Below are 17,436 nucleotides of genomic sequence, written 5' to 3'. Positions count from 1 at the left end.
TAACGCAAACCAGATGTTATTACAATAATAAAGATGGAGAACTTCAGATGAGACAGAGAAAGACCCTAAGCGCCCTGACGACAGCTATTGCGCTGGCGTTATCTGCCGGCAGTGTCCAGGCCAACGGCTTTAATATTGGTGATACTGATGTAACCTTTGGTGGCTACGTTAAACTTGATGCAATGTATACCGACAGCTCAGATGGCCAGATAGCAACTGGTATTGGCAGAGATTTTTATATTCCCAGCCTGACACCGGTTGGTGGCGCTGATGAGGGCGGAACCTTTGACTTTCATGCCCGTCAGTCGCGCTTTTTCTTTAAAACCACCACCCAACTTGAAAACGGCAAAACCCTTGGTGGCCATATTGAGCTTGATTTCCTGGCAACGGCCGGGGGCGATGAGCGGATCACCAACAGTTATTCTCCAAGGCTCCGCCAGGCATTTATTACTTACGACGGTTGGTTGTTCGGCCAAACCTGGTCAACCTTTATGGATTTAAGCGCATTGCCGGATACGCTCGACTTTATCGGTAATACTGATGCTATGCCGTTTGCCCGTCAGGCGCAAATTCGCTATACCAGCGGCAACTTCCAGGTCGCAATTGAAAACCCTGAAACCACGGTAACACCTTTTGGTGGCGGCGGCCGCATTACTACAGATGATAATGCAACGCCGGATCTGGTGTTTAAATATGGCAAGAAGACAGAGTGGGGTAACTGGTCTGTATCGGCGCTGGTTCGGCAACTGGCCTATGAAACCGCCACTATTGACACAACAACTTCAGCTTTTGGGTTAAGTGCGACCGCCAAAATTTTGTTGGCCAATAATAATGACATCCGGATCACAGCCACTACCGGTTCTGGTGTAGGCCGCTATATTGGCTTAAATACTGCTAACGGTGCTGTGCTTGATGGCACAAACGAGTTGGATGCCATCGATTCTACCGCGTTTGCTATCGCCTATCGTCACAACTGGAACAGTCAGTGGCGCAGTAATCTGGTGTATTCGATGTTAAGCGTTGATAACGACATTGCGTTAACCGGTGCTGGCGTAACGAAGACAACCAGTAGCTGGACAACGAACCTGATTTATCAGGCCGCGAAGAAACTGATGTTTGGAGTTGAATACAAACTTGCTAACCGCGAAGTTGAATCAGGTTTAGATGGCGATATGCATCGCTTGCAGTTCAGTGCCAAATACGACTTCTAAATAAAAAAAACCAGCTGTCAGGCTGGTTTTTTTTATTAAACGAATGTTACAGAACCGCCCCCGCAACCGGGGGCTTTTTTTATTCTGCTTTTTCTGGTTTAGTCATTGGTGCACTGGCTGCTTGTCTGGCAAAAGCAGAACCTGCTGGCCGGTTAGAGCTGCTTACCGCAGGCCGTTCTGCTGCGCTGGCCGCTGTCGTCGGGCTGGCAGTCTCAGCAACAGGGGCTGTACTACTGGTTGCAGGTTTGGCCATATCCGCCACTACCATATTTCCAAAGCGGCTACCTGCTTTTGCCGGGGCAGCTTTGGTAGTTGCGGCTTTCGGTTCAGTTTTTTGCTCCGGTTTCTGCTGTGCCGGTTGCGTAGCAGGAGCTTGTTCAGCCGCTGCGGTAGTCGTTGTCAGTTCGGCCGGAGCCAGGTTCAGCTCCGATTGCTCTGGTGCGCTTTTTTCAACGTTAACTGCTGGTGCAGCTTGCTCTGCTGCAGCTACTGCGGTTTTGGCAGCAGTTTCAGCGGCTGGTTCCGCGGCGGTTTCAGTTGTTTTACGCTTACCGCGTGGCCGGCCCGGTTTGGCTCTGGCCTTAGTGCTTTTTGGCTTACTCTCTTTTGCTTCAGCATTATCTTCAGCAGTAGCTTCGGTACTAACACTGGTATCAGCATCAGCCGTTGCTTTTTCTGCAGGTTCAGCAATGTCTGCTGCTTTCGTCGCTTCTGCAGCTACATCGGCTGCCGGCTTAGCGGCTGCTTCAGCTGATGCATCGGCTGATACAGCAGCGGCCTCGCTGTCGTCTACTGCGACATTTTCGGTGCCTGCAGCGAGTTCCTGCTGATCTTTTTTCCGCTTCTGGCCAGCGGCACGTAAATGCCGTGGCGAACGACGATTACGGCTACGCGGCTCGGTCGCTTCACCATCTTCCTGCTCAGGTGCTGCAACGCTTTCAGTTGGTTCACTTGCTGTAGCTTCCGTAGTTTGCTGTTCAGTTACCGTCTTGTCAGCTATTGATGTTGCCGCTTCATCTGCAATATCAGTTGCCTTGGTATTGGTCACTGTTTCAACATTTGCCGGGGCAGCACTTGTTTGCTCAGTCTGGCTATCTGTTACCTGCGCATCCGCAACTACCATTTTTTCAGCTGATACTTTTTCATCTGAAAGTGGAGCTGTAGTAGCTTGCTCCGGGTCCGTCGGCAGTTCGGTTGCTGCAGTATCGGTGTTAGTATTATCAGCAGTCTGATTCAGACGCACTGACTTACGCATATTACGGCGTTGACGTCTTTCTGCAGCAACACTGCGCTCTTTCGGTTCGTCAGATTGCTCAGTGGCAGGTGCGTCAACTACACGCTCAGCTTGCGGTTTGCGACCGTCTTGCTGACGACTGCGGTCCTGAGCAGGGCGCGCAGCCCGTTCCTGTTTGGCCGGTGCGGCAACGGTGCTGCTAACTGCATCATCTTTCTCTACGGCGCGATCGGCCTGGTCCGGACGGCGGCGCTTATTATTGCGCCGACGGTTATTATCATTTTTGCCATCTGCGCGACTGCCATCACGAGCTGCATCACGGCCGCCATCACGATTAGTATCGCGACTGCCTTCACGACCCGCATCCCGGCCAGATCGTGCACCATCACGGTTAGTCCGGCTATCTTCTTTGCGGGCAGTATGTTGCTGACTTGGTGTTTTACTATGTTCAGTTGTCGGTTCACTGCCGGTAATTAAACCTTTAAACCACTTGCTCAGTTTGCTGAATAAATCAGGTTGAGCTGCAGTTGCCGCTGTTGTTGAAGCCGAAGCCGCAGCTGGAGCAGTGCGGGCCGGTGCTGACTGTGCAATATTGATAGCCGATACTGCCGGTTTCTCTTTTACCACTTCAACACTTGGCTGATAGGGCTTGCTGATAACCTCTGGTGCTTTAACCATGTTGTAGCTTACGTCATCCAGTTCTTCATCAATCCGGATCCGTGATACTTCATAGTTAGGCGTTTCCAGGTGTTCATTTGGAATAATGAAAATCTGGATACCGTTGCGTTTCTCAATGCGACGTACTGATTCACGTTTCTCATTCATCAGATAAGTAGCAACGGATACCGGGACCTGAGCGTGGATCTGGCTGGTGTTATCTTTAATCGCTTCTTCTTCAATCAGACGCAGAATAGATAACGCTGAGCTCTCGGTACCACGAATAGTGCCGCGGCCATGACAGCGCGGACAGACATGGCCGGCAGATTCACCCAGTGACGGGCGCAGCCGTTGGCGTGACATTTCCAATAAACCAAAACGGGAAATGCGGCCAATCTGCACCCGGGCCCGGTCGTGTTTTACCGCATCTTTTAAGCGGTTTTCCACTTCACGCTGGTGGCGTACCGGCGTCATATCAATAAAGTCGATAACGATTAAGCCGCCCAAATCGCGCAAGCGCAATTGACGGGCAATTTCATCGGCTGCTTCCAGGTTGGTATTAAAGGCGGTTTCTTCGATATCACCACCCTTGGTGGCCTTTGACGAGTTGATATCGACAGCTGTCAGGGCTTCTGTACCATCAATAACAATAGAACCCCCTGAAGGCAAGCGCACTTCACGCCGGAAAGCCGTCTCAATCTGGGTTTCAATCTGGTAGTGCATAAACAGCGGTACTTCGCCATCATACATTTTTACCCGGTGAGCAAAATCAGGCCGGAACTGCTGAATATAAACTTTAGCTTCTTCAAAAATTTTCGGGTTGTCGATCAGTATTTCACCGACATCACGGCGCAGGTAGTCACGAATAGCGCGAAACACTACGTTACTTTCCTGATGGATTAAAAACGGAGAAGGGCGCTTAGCGGCTTCGTCGGTAATAGCCGACCAGTGCTTCAGCAGAGCTTTTAAATCGTAGTCCAGCTCTTCATATGACTTGCCAACGCCGGCAGTACGAACAATCAAACCCATACCGTCAGGCATTGCTAACTGACCCAGAGAGTCTTTCAGATCCTGACGCTCATCGCCCTCAATCCGGCGGGAAATACCACCAGCTCGTGGGTTATTTGGCATTAACACCAGGTAAGATCCAGCTAAACTGATAAAAGTGGTTAACGCTGCGCCTTTCTGACCGCGTTCTTCTTTATCAATCTGAATAATGACTTCCTGACCTTCTTTAACCACCTCTTTAATGTTTGGGCGGCCATCGAAGCTATAACCTTTCGGGAAATATTCACGGGAAATTTCTTTTAGCGGTAAAAAGCCATGACGGTCAGCGCCGTAGTCAACAAAAGCGGCTTCCAGGCTAGGCTCAACCCGGGTAATTTTACCTTTGTAAATGTTAGCTTTTTTCTGTTCATGGCCCGGGCTTTCTATGTCCAGGTCGTAAAGTTTTTGGCCATCGACCAAAGCAACGCGGATTTCTTCTTCCTGCGTCGCGTTTATTAGCATTCTTTTCATTGTTGGGTGACTCTGTTATGCAGCCACAACGCAACCTTACTGGGCACCTGGGTGTTCAGATGTTATCAGGCATCAAATGATGCAGTCTCCCGACTGGGATACCTGAGGGAACCAAATTGTCACTATTTACAGTATAGTTATCTGTTTTCGTTTGAATCTGAAACACACCGCCGTTCGGCGTTGCGTTATAGCAAATTATTCTTGTTGCTCAGGTTACTGGAAACTGTGTTTTGCCGTTGTTGGTAACAGATTACGCAACATTACCTCAGGCAAATGGCGTTATTTAAACGCCGGGGCTATAAAAACGTTGGTTTTCACCACGATTTCGGTATGATCACATCCCCTGACGGTGCCGCACAATTTCTCTTATGTCACTTTGAGCGCCCTAATTGCCACGTTTTGGCATAATTAGCCGGATGATTATCCCACTAATATGCATCGGATAGCAACTTAAAAGTAATTTTAGCAGAGTATTTAAAGCACATGGCGGATGAAATCAAATTACCGATACAAATGATTGAAATCGAAGATGATTTTATCGGTCAGCGAATAGACAATTTTTTGCTGGCGCGCCTGCGGGGTGTGCCAAAAAGTGTAATTTACCGGGTTTTACGAAAAGGTGAGGTTCGAGTTAATAAAAAGCGGATCAAACCTGAGTACAAGCTGCAACACGCCGATATTGTAAGGGTACCGCCATTAACCGTCGCTGCTGAGCCTGATCGGGTATCGGTAAAGCTGAGTCTGGTCAGCGAACTGGAAAGCCATATTCTGTTTGAAGATAATGACCTTATTGTGCTGAATAAGCCCTCTGGCATGGCGGTGCATGGTGGCAGTGGTTTGCAGTTCGGGGTAATTGAAGCGATGCGGGCGTTACGTCCCCAGGCGAAGTTGCTGGAGTTGGTGCACCGGCTGGACCGGGATACCTCAGGCTGTTTACTGATTGCTAAGAAGCGCTCGGTATTAACCCATTTGCATGCGCAACTGCGTGATAAAATGGTTGAGAAAAAATACTGGGCACTGGTCAGTGGTGACTGGGACAACAAAGTGCGCAAGGTGACCGATGCACTGCGCAAAAACACCCTGCAATCGGGCGAACGGGTAGTAAAAGTTGACGAAGTAAATGGTAAGCCATCGGAAACGCGCTTTCGGATCCTGCAACGATATCAGCAGGGCACCTTAGTAGAGGCATTTCCGGTTACCGGGCGTACTCATCAAATCCGGGTGCATACTGCCTGCAAAGGGCATCCTATAGCCTGCGATGATAAATATGGTGATAACGCTTTCAGCGGTCAAATGAACCAACTGGGTTTAAACCGGTTATTTTTGCATGCGAAAAGCCTGAGTTTTACCCACCCGAACAGCCTTACCACTATGCGAATTGAAGCGCCACTTGATTCCCAGTTGGAAAACGCCCTGACCAGATTAACGAGAAAATAGTTTAGGTAAGCGTCATATGGCAGAAGTAAAGTTAGTCATTTTTGATTGGGACGGCACGGTCATGGACTCGATTGGTCGTATTGTGTCATCAATGCAGGCCGCAGCCGGCTTAACCGGTTTAGTGGTGCCGACCAGTCACGCAGTAAAGCAGATTATTGGTTTAAGTCTCGATCCGGCGTTTGCTGTGTTGTTCCCTGAGACTAACCCGGAGCAGCGTAGCCAGTTGTTTGAACATTATCGGGATCATTACACAATTTATGACACCACACCAACACCATTATTTACTGGTGCAGAGCAGGTGTTAAAAACCCTGGCTGAACAAAATATTCTGCTGGCGGTGGCAACGGGCAAAGCCAGAAAGGGTCTGGACAGAATGTTTGCCGAAACCGGGCTTGGTCATTATTTTGTAACCAGCCGCTGTGCCGATGAAGCCCAGTCGAAACCCCACCCGGACATGCTGTTACAAATAAGCCAGCAATTAGGGGTGACGCCGGCCAATGCGATTATGGTGGGCGATACCAGCCATGACATGAAAATGGCGCAGGCCATTGCGATGCCGCGAGTGGGAGTGACCCATGGTGTGCATGATGCTGAGGTATTGCGGCAGTTTCAGCCAAAAGCCATCATTGATGATTTACCGGCGCTACTGCCACATATTTAGCGCCCTTTATCGCAGCCGCGGCGGCGCTGCGTTATTCAGCCGCCGCAAGTTAACAGATTGACGCCTTCGTTGCGGAGTAACTGCAGTAACTTTATCAGTGGCAGACCAATCAGGCTGTTTGGGTCGTCGCCACGCATGGCGCTGAATAAACTGATGCCAAGTCCCTCGCTCTTAAAGCTGCCGGCGCAATCCAGCGGCTGCTCCCGTTCCACATAAGCAACAATTTCTGCTTCAGTCAGCTTCCTGAAACAAACAGTAAAAGGCTCAACGATCAGCTGGCAGTTACCCGTTGCTGCATTGAGCAGAGCCAGCCCGGTTAAGAATGTTACACTGTGACCACTAAACTGGCGTAACTGCGCAACAGCATTGTCGTGGGTATGTGGCTTACCAATAATCTGAGCATTGAAAACTGCTACCTGATCAGAGCCTATAACCAGCCCTTCATCCAATGTCGCCGCAACAGCCTGTGCTTTTGCTCTTGCCAGCCGGCGAACCAGAGCGGTTGCATCTTCATCTGGCAGCGGTGATTCATCTGTTTGCGGTTTGACAGCAATAAAATGTGGGGTTAGTTTTGCCAGTAATTGCCGGCGATAGGGCGAGGTGGATGCGAGGTAGAGCTTAGGCAGGGTAGATTGTGTCATTACAACCTCATTAAAGGCGGAAAAAAAGCTATTATGCCAACTGGGACAAGCTTTAACAAAGCTTGGTTTTTTAACAGCTGATAAAAAGCTGAAAAAACTGCCGGAACCCTTTGACAGCAGGGGGTGGGTTCTATATGATGCGCGCCTTATGCAAAAAGTGAAAATACCTGTTACGCTTGACCCGGTTAAAGCTGCGCAAAAGCGGTCGATATTCGACGGCATAGTGCCGCTGCAAACCTTAACCCGGTTAACTGAAAGCCTGGTTGAAAAACAAGGTGAAGTAGCAGTAAGAATTGAGTGCGGAACCGATGAGCAAGGCCTTGCTGTATTAAAAGGCGGGGCGGTTTGTCAGGTTACTGTATGTTGTGAGCGTTGTGGCGAACCCATGATGCTGGCGTTAGACAGCGAATTTGTCTATACCCCGGTTAAAGGCGATGATGACGCCGCTCTGGCATTAATACCCGAGCGTTACGATGTTATCGTTCGCAACGAGCACGGCGAAATAAATTTACGGCAGTTGGTTGAGGATGAACTTATTCTGGCATTACCACTGTTTCCGATGCATGATGCAGCAGATTGCAATATCAGCGCTGATGCGATGAGTTTCGGAGACATAGGGCCAGAACCAGAAAAACCAAACCCCTTTGCCATACTGCAAGAACTGAAAAAAAAGTGATTTAGGAGAAAAACAATGGCTGTTCAGCAAAACAAAAAATCTCGTGCACGTCGTGACATGCGCCGTTCACACGATGCGTTAACTGGCCCTACGCTGTCAGTTGACTCAACTACTGGTGAGACACACCGTCGTCACCACATTACTGCCGATGGTTTTTATAAAGGCCGTAAAGTAAAGTAAGCCTGGATGCACCTGGTGCAGCCAATCAAGATTAAGCTTGCTTTAGATATGATGGGGGGCGACCATGGCCCCCTAACTACTATTCCTGCCGCCCTGGCAGCGATTAGCGAATTCCCCCAATTAAACCTTGTGTTGTGTGGCGACATTGACATGTTGCAGCAGCAGTTACTTTTTCATAATAATTTTCCTCATCCACAGCTTAGCCTGGTTGCTAGCAACAATGATGTTGGCATGGCCGATAAGCCGTCCGTTGCCCTGCGCAATAAACGTGAGTCATCGATGCGTCGGGCCCTCGACCTGGTTGAGCAAGAGCAGGTGCAGGCGTGTGTCAGTGCCGGTAATACCGGGGCTTTAATTGCCATGGCCCATTATGTGCTTAAAATGCTGAATGGCGTGGAACGACCTGCTTTGATTAGTGGCTTACCCAGTTGTAAAGGTAACCCGGTGTATATGCTGGATTTAGGCGCTACCGTAAATAGTGATGCTGATACCTTGTTTCAGTTTGCCGTAATGGGGGCGGTAATGGCTGAAGAAGTTGTTGGTATCAACAACCCAAAAGTAGCGTTACTGAACATGGGCGAAGAAGAAATTAAAGGCTCTGACCAGATTAAGCGCGCGTCACAATTACTCACCAGTTGCAATGACATTAATTATATCGGTTATATTGAAGGTGATGATATTTTTTCCGGGAAGGCTGACGTGATAGTTTGTGATGGTTTTGTCGGCAATGTCGCGCTTAAAACCTGTGAAGGCGTGGCCAAGCTCATTTTACGCCGGTTTGAAACCAGTTTACGCCAGAAAGTCAGTGCCCAGTTTTTTGGCTGGTTACTGAAACCTTTTATAAAAAGTCTTTATCAGGGGGTGAACCCCGACCACTATAACGGGGCAAGTCTGATAGGATTGCGCGGAATTGTAGTGAAAAGTCATGGAAATGCGACAAAAGACGCATTTTTAAGTGCCATCCGACAAGCAGTGCGCGAGGTTGAACGCCAGGTGCCTGCCAAGATTAAAGATCGGCTGGAACACGTATTAATTGATAAAGCATAGGTTCGCATGTACTCACGCATTATTGGCACCGGGAGTTATTTCCCGTCACAAGTTCGCACCAACTCAGATTTAGAAACCATGGTGGAAACCACCGATGAATGGATTATCGAACGAACCGGTATAAAAGAGCGACGGATTATCGGCGCCGACGAATCTGTTGCCACTATGGGCGCTCAGGCGGCGCTGCAAGCGATTGACGCGGCGGGTATTGATAAGAACAGCATTGATATGATTATCTGCGCCACAACCAGTGCTGCCCGGGCCTTACCCAGCGCCGCTTGTGAAATTCAGCGCGAATTAGCCATCCCTGCCATTCCTGCTTTTGATATTGCTGCCGCATGTGCCGGCTTTTGCTATGGCTTAAGTGTGGCAGACCAATATATTAAAACCGGCATTGCCAAACGTATTCTGGTAATTGGTTCAGATTGCCTGTCGCAGCTAATCAGCCCGGAAGACCGCTCCATGGTGATTTTATTCGGTGATGCAGCAGGGGCTGTGTTGCTGGAGGCCTCTGAGCAGCCGGGTATTTTATCTACCCATATTCATGCCGACGGCAAATATTCAGAATTATTGTATGTAGACAACCCGATCCGTGGTGATGAAAACTCAGTGCATAATTCCTGGGGCAGCATGAAAGGCAACGACGTTTTCAAAGTCGCTGTGACTAAGTTGTCGCAGGTCGTTGAGCAAACCCTCAGTGCCAATAACATGGATAAGTCAGAAATTGACTGGCTGGTACCGCATCAGGCTAATTTACGCATTATTTCTGCGGTAGCCCGTAAGCTGGATATGTCGATGGACCAGGTGGTGATTAACCTTGACCGCTACGGTAACACCTCTGCAGCAACTGTTCCCACCGCGCTGGATGAAGCTATCCGGGATGGTCGGATTAAACGGGGGCAGACCCTGCTGCTGGAAGCCTTTGGTGGTGGTTTCGCCTGGGCATCTGCTTTAGTCCGTTATTGATGTAATATTCTTGTTTTATGTTTAGATTTTATTGTATTGACTACCGTATTGGTTAAAAGTGCAGGACTAAAAATGACTCAAAAACTTGCAATAGTCTTTCCCGGTCAGGGTTCCCAGAGTGTTGGTATGCTGAGCGAGCTATACCAGCATGACATCGTTAAAAACACCTTTGCTGAGGCTTCTGCCGCGCTGGGTTACGACTTATTAACGCTGGTCGCCAATGGCCCGGAAGCTGATTTAAATGAAACACATCGTACCCAGCCGGCGTTGTTGACGGCATCGGTGGCAATCTGGCGCTTATGGCAACAACAGGGTGGTACCACGCCGGCTTATTTTGCAGGCCATTCACTGGGCGAGTATTCAGCACTGGTATGTGCAGATGTACTAAGCCTTGGCGCTGCGGTAAAACTGGTTGAACAGCGCGGTAACTATATGCAGCAGGCTGTGCCGGCCGGAGTGGGTGGTATGTCGGCGATTATTGGCCTGGACGATGCTCTGATTGCCAAAGCCTGTGCAGAAGCGGCGCAGGGCGAAGTTGTGGCGCCGGTTAATTACAACTCACCTGGCCAGGTGGTTATTGCCGGTCATAAGGCGGCAGTTGAGCGGGCCGGTGAACTTTGTAAAGCAGCCGGTGCCAAGCGCGCCTTGCCGCTGCCTGTTAGTGTGCCGTCGCATTGTGCACTGATGCATCCGGCCGCTGAGCAACTTTCTGTAGATTTAGCTGCGCTGAACTTTAATACGCCACGCGTGCCGGTGGTGAACAATGTTGATGTTAGTGTTGCGATTGACAGCGGTGCAGTTAAAGATGCCCTGGTACGCCAGTTATACAGCCCGGTACGCTGGACTGAAACTATAGAATGGCTGGCAAGCAATGGCGTCACTGATGTCATTGAACTTGGTGCCGGCAAAGTGCTTAGTGGTCTGATTAAACGGATTGATAAAAATCTTAATAGTAGTTCAGTTAATGATCAGGCAACGTTACAGTCTGCATTGACCCAGCTTACACAGGAATAACGATGACAAACTTACTCTCTTTAGAAGGCAAAGTTGCCCTGGTTACCGGCGCCAGTCGCGGTATTGGCCGTGCTATTGCTGAGCAATTGGCCGCGTTGGGTGCCAAGGTAATTGGAACTGCAACCACAGAAAAAGGCGCTGCTGCTATTTCAGCTTACCTGGCAGATAATAATGGTCAGGGTCTGGTATTAAATGTTACTGATGCGGCTTCCATTGAACAATGTTTATCCGAAATCAAAAACCAGTTTGGCGAAATTGATATTTTGATTAATAATGCCGGTATTACCCGCGACAATTTATTGATGCGGATGAAAGACGACGAGTGGTTTGACATCATTCAGACCAACCTGACGTCGGTATTCCGCTTAAGTAAAGCGGTCTTGCGCAGCATGATGAAAAAACGTTATGGTCGCATTGTTACTATCGGGTCTGTTGTTGGCTCCATGGGTAATGCGGGTCAGACCAATTATGCAGCGGCGAAAGCCGGAGTATTGGGTTTCACCAAGTCTCTGGCGCGCGAAGTGGCATCACGCGGTATTACGGTTAATGCGGTAGCACCCGGTTTTATTGACACAGATATGACTAAAGAGCTGTCTGACGAGCAAAAAGAAGCAATATTTTCTCAGGTTCCAGCCAACCGGCTGGGCCAGCCAGAAGAAATTGCAGCGACAGTCGCTTTTCTGGTTTCGGCGCCGGCAGCGTACATTACCGGTGAAACAATTCACGTTAACGGCGGGATGTATATGCAGTAAGCAAAGCAGGTTTGACCAGCAAAAAATGCTGGTAAGCATGCTTGCAACAGTTGCAGCTTACGCATAAACTAGCGCCACACAAAATTGCACGAATTGTTGCGATTTATATGAGAAAAAGGAAGAAAAGATGAGCAACATCGAAGAACGCGTTAAAAAAATTATCATTGAGCAACTGGGTGTTAAAGAAGACGAAGTGAAAAACGAAGCGTCTTTTGTTGACGACCTGGGTGCTGACTCACTGGATACTGTTGAGCTGGTAATGGCGCTGGAAGAAGAATTCGATACTGAAATCCCTGACGAAGAAGCTGAGAAAATCACTACTGTTCAGTCAGCGATTGACTACATTAAAGCCCACGCTGAGTAAGCTGAAGGCTTGTAAAACGGGTAGCTTAGCTACCCGTTTTCGTTTCAAGACAGATATAATTTGCTAAGACGGAGGACACGATGGCAAAACGTCGTGTGGTAGTGACCGGTCTGGGAATGTTAACGCCGTTGGGCAATGACGTAACCAGCAGCTGGCAGGCTATGCAGCAGGCCCAAAGTGGTATTGGTTTTATCGAGCATTTCGATACCAGTGCTTACACTACAAAATTTGCAGGTCTGGTTAAAAATTTTGATATAGAGCCTTATTTTCCGGCTAAAGACGCCAAGAAAATGGACTTGTTTATTCAATACGGTGTGGCCGCTGGCATTCAGGCTTTTCGTGATTCCGGCCTGGAAATTACTGAACAAAATGCCCCGCGCATTGGTGCGGCTATTGGCTCAGGCATTGGCGGTCTGGGATTAATCGAAGAAAACCATACAAAATTAATTAACAGTGGCCCCAAACGCTTGTCTCCGTTTTTTGTGCCCTCTACCATTATCAATATGATTGCTGGCCAGCTGTCAATCAGTCTTGGTTTGCAGGGGCCGAATATCAGTATTGTTACTGCCTGTACTACCGGGGTGCACAATATTGGTCAGGCTGCGCGGATGATTGCCTATGGTGACGCAGATGCCATGATAGCCGGCGGCGCTGAAAAAGCCTCTACGCCGCTTGGCATGGGTGGTTTTGGTGCAGCCAGAGCACTGTCGACCCGCAATGATGCTCCGGAAAAAGCCAGCCGACCCTGGGATAAAGACCGTGATGGTTTTGTGCTCGGTGATGGTGCCGGCGTAATGGTAGTGGAAGAATACGAGCATGCCAAAGCACGTGGTGCCAAAATATATGCCGAGCTGGTTGGTTTTGGCATGAGTGGTGACGCTTATCATATGACCTCTCCACCAGAGAGTGGCACCGGTGCGGCACTGGCAATGAAAAATGCCTTGCATGATGCCGGGGTTAACCCGGATCAGGTGCAGTATATTAATGCCCACGGCACCTCAACACCGGCTGGCGATATTGCGGAAACCATGGCAATTAAATCAATATTTGGTGTTAAGCCTGCTAATTTAATGGTCAGCTCTTCCAAGTCAATGATGGGCCATTTATTAGGCGCAGCAGGCTCAGTAGAGTCGATTATAACCGTGCTGTCTTTGCAGGATCAGCTGGTTACACCCACTATTAACCTGGATAACCCCAGTGATGGCTGTGATCTGGACTACGTGCCGCACACTGCCCGCCAGGCGAAGCTGGAGTATGCATTATGTAACTCTTTTGGTTTTGGTGGTACTAACGGTTCTATCCTGTTTAAGCGGGTGTAATTCCGATTAAGCTTTAACAAAGGCTGCTGCGGCAGCCTTTGTTTTATCTGCAATTTAAGGCATACTCGGCCTTATTTCCGGGTTGTTAATCAGTCACGTGACCAATACTATCAGTACCAACGATCGCTGCTTTTTATACGGTGATGGCTTTTTCAGCACGGTCCGGGTAACTGACGGTATACCGCAGCTGTGGTCGTTACATCTGGCACGGTTGCAACATACTGCCCGCCAGCTGGCTATTGATATTGCTGACTGGCGCCTGCTGACTGACGCTGTTGCGGATACAATAGCAGCTGAACAACTGACTGATGCAGTTTTAAAAGTTCAGATTTCACGTGGTGATGGTCTTCGTGGTTACAGCCCGGCAGGAATAGCACCTGCCAGCATTTATATTAGCCATAGTAAGCTGCCGGACTACAGCCGGTGGCAGCAGCAAGGTGTTAGTTTGATGCTGGCAGAACTGCGACTTGCGGTGCAACCTGTACTCGCGGGATTAAAGCACTGTAACCGGCTGGAACAGGTGTTGTTGAAGCAGGAAGCCATTGCGAGACAGGCTGACGATCTGCTGGTCTGCGATCAGCAGGGTTTTATTACCGAAGCTATTGCCGCCAATCTGTTTATGCACCGGGCCGGCCGCTGGTATACGCCGCAGTTAAACCGCGCTGGGGTTGCCGGTGTCATGCGTAGCCAGCTGTTAGCGCGTCAACCCGATATTGAACAGGTTAACTGGCAGTTGTCTGAGCTGGCAAAGGTTGATGCAATGGTACTGAGCAATGCCCTAATGGGGCTGGTGCCGGTGCAGTCTTATAATAATCAGCCACTTGATCTGGCGCTGGCGAAATCCTGGTGTAACGAGCTTTTATGATTAAAAAACTATTCGTTTTTCTGGTGCTAACCGCTATTGCTGCTGTGCTTTTACTTAGTTACGGCTTCAAACAACTGGAGCAACGGCCGGTGCAACTGACTGCGCCATATTTCACTGTGCCTGCCGGCAGCAGTGCCCGGGGCCTTTGTCAGCAGTGGCTGGCAGAGGGCCAGCTTAACGCTGTCGACTGTCAGTTACTGCGGTTGTACTTAAAATGGCAGCCTCAGTTAGCTAAAGTCAGACAGGGGACTTATCAGACACCGCAGGCGGCGACACTGGTGTCATTGCTGCGCTTGTTTGCCAGTGGTGAGGTAGCACAGTTCAGTCTGACTTTTATTGATGGTGAAACGGTGCAACAGGCGTTAGCGAGGTTGCAGCAGGCAGAGTACTTGCAACAGGATATCAGCAACACCAGCCAGATCCTGGAGCTGTTAAGCTGGCCAGCAGGGTGGGGCGCCAAACCGCAGCACCCGGAAGGCCTGTTATTTGCTGATACTTATTTTTATACCGCTAACAGTGCGGCCAGTGAACTGGTAAAGCGTGCACAGCAGGCGTTGCTGCGCCAGCTAGACCTGGCCTGGCAACAACGCCAGGGTGAATTGCCAATTCAAAATCGCTATCAGCTGTTGATAATGTCCTCTTTAATTGAAAAAGAAAGTGGTTTACTGGCTGAGAAACCATTGGTCAGTTCGGTTTTTGTCAATCGCTTAAACAGCAATATGCGGCTGCAAACCGATCCAACCGTTATTTATGGCTTAACAGATTACAGTGGCCGGATAACCTATGCCGATTTACGCAATCCGCATCCGTACAATACTTACCGGCATCATGGCTTACCACCAGGTCCTATTTCCCTGGTAGGAACCAGCGCATTGCAGGCAGCCGCTCAGCCCGATGTCAGCGACTATTTTTATTTTGTCAGCCGTGGTGATGGCGCCCATGTTTTTTCAGAAACGCTGGAGCAACATAATGCCGCGGTAAGGAAGTATATTTTGGGAAAGAATAATGACTAAGCCCGGCAAGTTTATTGTAGTTGAAGGGCTGGAAGGTGCCGGCAAAAGCAGTGCAATCGCTACCATTACTAACTGGTTGCAGCAACATCAGCTTAAGGTAGTGTCCACCCGTGAGCCCGGCGGCACGCCCCTGGCTGAAAAGCTGCGCACCCTGGTAAAACAAATTGATCACAACGAGCTGCTGGCGCCGGAAACGGAGTTACTACTGATGTATGCAGCGAGGGTGCAGTTACTGACCAATATTATCCGGCCCGCGCTTAGTCGCGGTGACTGGGTGCTGGCTGACCGGCACGATATGTCGTCCCGCGCCTATCAGGGGGGTGGTCGCCAGTTAGACGAGCAGCTTATCAATAACCTGCGCAGTGCAGTGCTGGGTAATACCCGACCGGATCTGACCCTTTACTTGGACATCGACCCGGCAGTGGGGCTAAGCCGGGCGGCCGCCCGCGGCGAGTTGGACCGGATTGAGCAGGAGCAGCTGGCATTTTTTATCAGAACCCGGCAAAAATACCTGCAAATAGCAGCGACCGAACCCGACATTGTCAGTATTGATGCCAGCCAACCCTTAGCTGCGGTGCAGCAGGCTATTGTCCGTGCCCTGGATAACCATTTTTCAGGGCTGGCAAATGGCTGAGTTATATCCGTGGTTACGCCCTCAGTTTATGCAGATGCAGGCGCTGATTAGTAAAGAAAAACTGGCGCACGCCCTGGTGTTAAGCGGCGCTGCAGGCCTTGGTAAGAGCACAATGGCTGTGGCACTGGCCGCGGCGTTATTATGCAAAAACCGCCAGCCAGCGGGGGCTTGTGGCGAATGCAAAAGTTGTTTATTGCGAAAAGCGGGTAACCACGCTGATTTACTGGTGTTGCACAGCGACAGCCAACATATTGGGGTGGATGCTATCCGTCAGCTGAATCATTTTACCCATGGTGCAGCACAGCAACACGGCTACCGGGTAGCTATTATCCCGGCTGCTGACAGTATGACGGAAGCCGCAGCCAATGCCTTGTTGAAAACCCTGGAAGAGCCACCGGCAGGTTGTTTTATTGTGTTGGTGACCAGTAACTACCCGCAGCTGGCAGCGACTATTCGCAGCCGTTGTCAGCAATGGCCACTAACTGCCGGCAATTCAGCTGAACTAAGCCAATGGCTTAGCCAGCAAACTAATAAACCGCCACCGGCATTTTTACTCGAGTATTGCCAGGGCGCACCGTTAAAAGCGCTTAGCCTGCTGGCCGATGGTGCAGCTGACAGCCTCAGCGCCAGCCTTAGATTGCTGGACGAGTATTTTAGCGGCAAACTGGCGCTGTCCAGTGTAGTAAAACAACTGGATGGTAAAGCTGAACTCAGTGGTATGCTGGGCTACTATTTACGGCAGCGGCTGGCGCAGCCGTTGGAGTTTTTAAGACAGCAGGCTGTTTTAGCGGTATATCAGCGTTGGTGTCGTGACGCGACCCGGATAATAGGGCAAAATAGTGCGTTGGCGTTAACCAGCTTATTAACTGAAATAAAATCCTTGTTGCAACATCAGGAGGCAAAATGGAAGAGCTGACCCTGGGCTTTAGCGATAATAAAGAGTTGTATCGCTGCTACATGCCCTTTTTTAAAAATGGTGGTTTGTTTATCCGCTCCGCCCGGCAATACAAGATGGGCCAGTCGCTGGCATTAAGTGTCACCCTGCCAGATGCGCTGGAGCCGATGGTAGTAACTGGCAAAGTCGCCTGGGTAGCGCCACATGGTTCACAAAGTGCCAACCCGGCGGGTATTGGCGTAGCTTTTATTGATGATAAAGCGAATTTATCCGGCAAAATTGAGAAATTGATTGGCGGGATGCAAAACAGCACCGATCCTACCTATACTATGTAATTGTTTTATTCAGAGGT

18 protein-coding genes are annotated in these 17,436 nt (G+C 49.6%); 16 read left to right on the top strand and 2 right to left on the bottom strand.

Going from position 1 to position 17,436, the window contains the following annotated elements:
- Positions 1–47 precede the first annotated feature (47 nt).
- Positions 48–1,211: a DcaP family trimeric outer membrane transporter gene (locus CRO03_RS01670; protein ID WP_097109828.1), complete on the top strand. Its 1,164-nt coding sequence runs from the start codon at positions 48–50 to the stop codon at positions 1,209–1,211.
- A 79-nt stretch (positions 1,212–1,290) separates the two neighbouring features.
- On the opposite strand, the gene rne is transcribed toward CRO03_RS01670, so the two are convergent.
- A complete protein-coding gene (gene rne / locus CRO03_RS01665) occupies positions 1,291–4,620 on the bottom strand; it encodes a ribonuclease E (RefSeq protein WP_245861385.1) in 3,330 nt (1,109 codons plus the stop codon).
- Between the two features lie 483 nt (positions 4,621–5,103).
- Here rne and rluC point away from each other — a divergent pair, with 483 nt between their 5' ends.
- Both rluC and CRO03_RS01655 read left to right on the top strand, forming a co-directional pair.
- On the top strand, positions 5,104–6,057 hold the full coding sequence (gene rluC, locus CRO03_RS01660) for a 23S rRNA pseudouridine(955/2504/2580) synthase RluC (protein ID WP_097109827.1): 954 nt from the start codon (positions 5,104–5,106) through the stop codon (positions 6,055–6,057).
- A gap of 16 nt (positions 6,058–6,073) precedes the next feature.
- A complete protein-coding gene (locus CRO03_RS01655) occupies positions 6,074–6,718 on the top strand; it encodes an HAD-IA family hydrolase (protein WP_097109826.1) in 645 nt (214 codons plus the stop codon).
- Between the two features lie 35 nt (positions 6,719–6,753).
- On the opposite strand, the gene CRO03_RS01650 is transcribed toward CRO03_RS01655, so the two are convergent.
- The gene (locus CRO03_RS01650; RefSeq protein ID WP_097109825.1) at positions 6,754–7,359 is read right to left on the bottom strand and encodes a Maf family protein; all 606 of its coding nucleotides are present in this window, start codon (positions 7,357–7,359) and stop codon (positions 6,754–6,756) included.
- A 148-nt stretch (positions 7,360–7,507) separates the two neighbouring features.
- Between CRO03_RS01650 and yceD the strand changes: the two genes are divergently transcribed.
- From yceD to CRO03_RS01585, 13 genes are all read left to right on the top strand, one after another.
- Complete coding sequence (yceD, locus tag CRO03_RS01645; RefSeq protein WP_097109824.1) at positions 7,508–8,035, top strand: 23S rRNA accumulation protein YceD; 528 nt, start codon at positions 7,508–7,510, stop codon at positions 8,033–8,035.
- Positions 8,036–8,050: 15 nt separating this feature from the next.
- Complete coding sequence (gene rpmF / locus CRO03_RS01640; protein WP_019675618.1) at positions 8,051–8,215, top strand: 50S ribosomal protein L32; 165 nt, start codon at positions 8,051–8,053, stop codon at positions 8,213–8,215.
- 6 nt (positions 8,216–8,221) lie between these two features.
- Positions 8,222–9,262: a phosphate acyltransferase PlsX gene (gene plsX / locus CRO03_RS01635; protein WP_170948909.1), complete on the top strand. Its 1,041-nt coding sequence runs from the start codon at positions 8,222–8,224 to the stop codon at positions 9,260–9,262.
- A 6-nt stretch (positions 9,263–9,268) separates the two neighbouring features.
- The gene (locus tag CRO03_RS01630) at positions 9,269–10,228 is read left to right on the top strand and encodes a beta-ketoacyl-ACP synthase III (RefSeq protein ID WP_019675620.1); all 960 of its coding nucleotides are present in this window, start codon (positions 9,269–9,271) and stop codon (positions 10,226–10,228) included.
- Positions 10,229–10,300: 72 nt separating this feature from the next.
- A complete protein-coding gene (gene fabD / locus CRO03_RS01625; RefSeq protein WP_097109823.1) occupies positions 10,301–11,242 on the top strand; it encodes an ACP S-malonyltransferase in 942 nt (313 codons plus the stop codon).
- A gap of 2 nt (positions 11,243–11,244) precedes the next feature.
- Positions 11,245–11,994, top strand: a complete 750-nt coding sequence (gene fabG / locus CRO03_RS01620; protein ID WP_097109822.1) for a 3-oxoacyl-ACP reductase FabG — start codon at positions 11,245–11,247, stop codon at positions 11,992–11,994.
- A gap of 127 nt (positions 11,995–12,121) precedes the next feature.
- Positions 12,122–12,358 (top strand): acyl carrier protein, encoded by a 237-nt coding sequence (gene acpP / locus CRO03_RS01615; protein WP_008223041.1) that lies wholly within the window; start codon positions 12,122–12,124, stop codon positions 12,356–12,358.
- An 80-nt stretch (positions 12,359–12,438) separates the two neighbouring features.
- Entirely contained in the window at positions 12,439–13,677 is a 1,239-nt protein-coding gene (gene fabF / locus CRO03_RS01610) for a beta-ketoacyl-ACP synthase II (RefSeq protein ID WP_097109821.1), read from the top strand.
- A 97-nt stretch (positions 13,678–13,774) separates the two neighbouring features.
- On the top strand, positions 13,775–14,542 hold the full coding sequence (gene pabC / locus CRO03_RS01605) for an aminodeoxychorismate lyase (protein ID WP_097110354.1): 768 nt from the start codon (positions 13,775–13,777) through the stop codon (positions 14,540–14,542).
- Positions 14,539–15,555, top strand: a complete 1,017-nt coding sequence (gene mltG, locus CRO03_RS01600) for an endolytic transglycosylase MltG (RefSeq protein ID WP_097109820.1) — start codon at positions 14,539–14,541, stop codon at positions 15,553–15,555. Before pabC ends, mltG begins: the two co-directional genes overlap by 4 nt.
- Positions 15,548–16,189: a dTMP kinase gene (gene tmk, locus CRO03_RS01595; protein WP_097109819.1), complete on the top strand. Its 642-nt coding sequence runs from the start codon at positions 15,548–15,550 to the stop codon at positions 16,187–16,189. The genes mltG and tmk overlap by 8 nt, the downstream gene beginning before the upstream one ends.
- Positions 16,182–17,105, top strand: a complete 924-nt coding sequence (holB, locus tag CRO03_RS01590; protein ID WP_097109818.1) for a DNA polymerase III subunit delta' — start codon at positions 16,182–16,184, stop codon at positions 17,103–17,105. Before tmk ends, holB begins: the two co-directional genes overlap by 8 nt.
- Positions 17,093–17,419 (top strand): PilZ domain-containing protein, encoded by a 327-nt coding sequence (locus CRO03_RS01585; RefSeq protein ID WP_019675628.1) that lies wholly within the window; start codon positions 17,093–17,095, stop codon positions 17,417–17,419. The genes holB and CRO03_RS01585 overlap by 13 nt, the downstream gene beginning before the upstream one ends.
- The last annotated feature ends 17 nt before the right edge of the window (positions 17,420–17,436 follow it).

Origin of the sequence: Arsukibacterium tuosuense (assembly GCF_900215315.1) — a bacterium.
Lineage (GTDB): Bacteria > Pseudomonadota > Gammaproteobacteria > Enterobacterales > Alteromonadaceae > Alishewanella > Alishewanella tuosuense.
This window is presented reverse-complemented; position numbering and strand designations above follow the sequence as displayed.

Excerpts from the sequence above, each read along its gene's own strand:
- CRO03_RS01670 (WP_097109828.1), top strand. The coding sequence starts at position 48 with ATGAGACAGAGAAAGACCCTAAGCGCCCTGACGACAGCTATTGCGCTG.
- rne (WP_245861385.1), bottom strand. The coding sequence starts at position 4,620 with ATGAAAAGAATGCTAATAAACGCGACGCAGGAAGAAGAAATCCGCGTT.
- rluC (WP_097109827.1), top strand. The coding sequence starts at position 5,104 with ATGGCGGATGAAATCAAATTACCGATACAAATGATTGAAATCGAAGAT.
- CRO03_RS01655 (WP_097109826.1), top strand. The coding sequence starts at position 6,074 with ATGGCAGAAGTAAAGTTAGTCATTTTTGATTGGGACGGCACGGTCATG.
- CRO03_RS01650 (WP_097109825.1), bottom strand. The coding sequence starts at position 7,359 with ATGACACAATCTACCCTGCCTAAGCTCTACCTCGCATCCACCTCGCCC.
- yceD (WP_097109824.1), top strand. The coding sequence starts at position 7,508 with ATGCAAAAAGTGAAAATACCTGTTACGCTTGACCCGGTTAAAGCTGCG.
- rpmF (WP_019675618.1), top strand. The coding sequence starts at position 8,051 with ATGGCTGTTCAGCAAAACAAAAAATCTCGTGCACGTCGTGACATGCGC.
- plsX (WP_170948909.1), top strand. The coding sequence starts at position 8,222 with ATGCACCTGGTGCAGCCAATCAAGATTAAGCTTGCTTTAGATATGATG.
- CRO03_RS01630 (WP_019675620.1), top strand. The coding sequence starts at position 9,269 with ATGTACTCACGCATTATTGGCACCGGGAGTTATTTCCCGTCACAAGTT.
- fabD (WP_097109823.1), top strand. The coding sequence starts at position 10,301 with ATGACTCAAAAACTTGCAATAGTCTTTCCCGGTCAGGGTTCCCAGAGT.
- fabG (WP_097109822.1), top strand. The coding sequence starts at position 11,245 with ATGACAAACTTACTCTCTTTAGAAGGCAAAGTTGCCCTGGTTACCGGC.
- acpP (WP_008223041.1), top strand. The coding sequence starts at position 12,122 with ATGAGCAACATCGAAGAACGCGTTAAAAAAATTATCATTGAGCAACTG.
- fabF (WP_097109821.1), top strand. The coding sequence starts at position 12,439 with ATGGCAAAACGTCGTGTGGTAGTGACCGGTCTGGGAATGTTAACGCCG.
- mltG (WP_097109820.1), top strand. The coding sequence starts at position 14,539 with ATGATTAAAAAACTATTCGTTTTTCTGGTGCTAACCGCTATTGCTGCT.
- tmk (WP_097109819.1), top strand. The coding sequence starts at position 15,548 with ATGACTAAGCCCGGCAAGTTTATTGTAGTTGAAGGGCTGGAAGGTGCC.
- holB (WP_097109818.1), top strand. The coding sequence starts at position 16,182 with ATGGCTGAGTTATATCCGTGGTTACGCCCTCAGTTTATGCAGATGCAG.
- CRO03_RS01585 (WP_019675628.1), top strand. The coding sequence starts at position 17,093 with ATGGAAGAGCTGACCCTGGGCTTTAGCGATAATAAAGAGTTGTATCGC.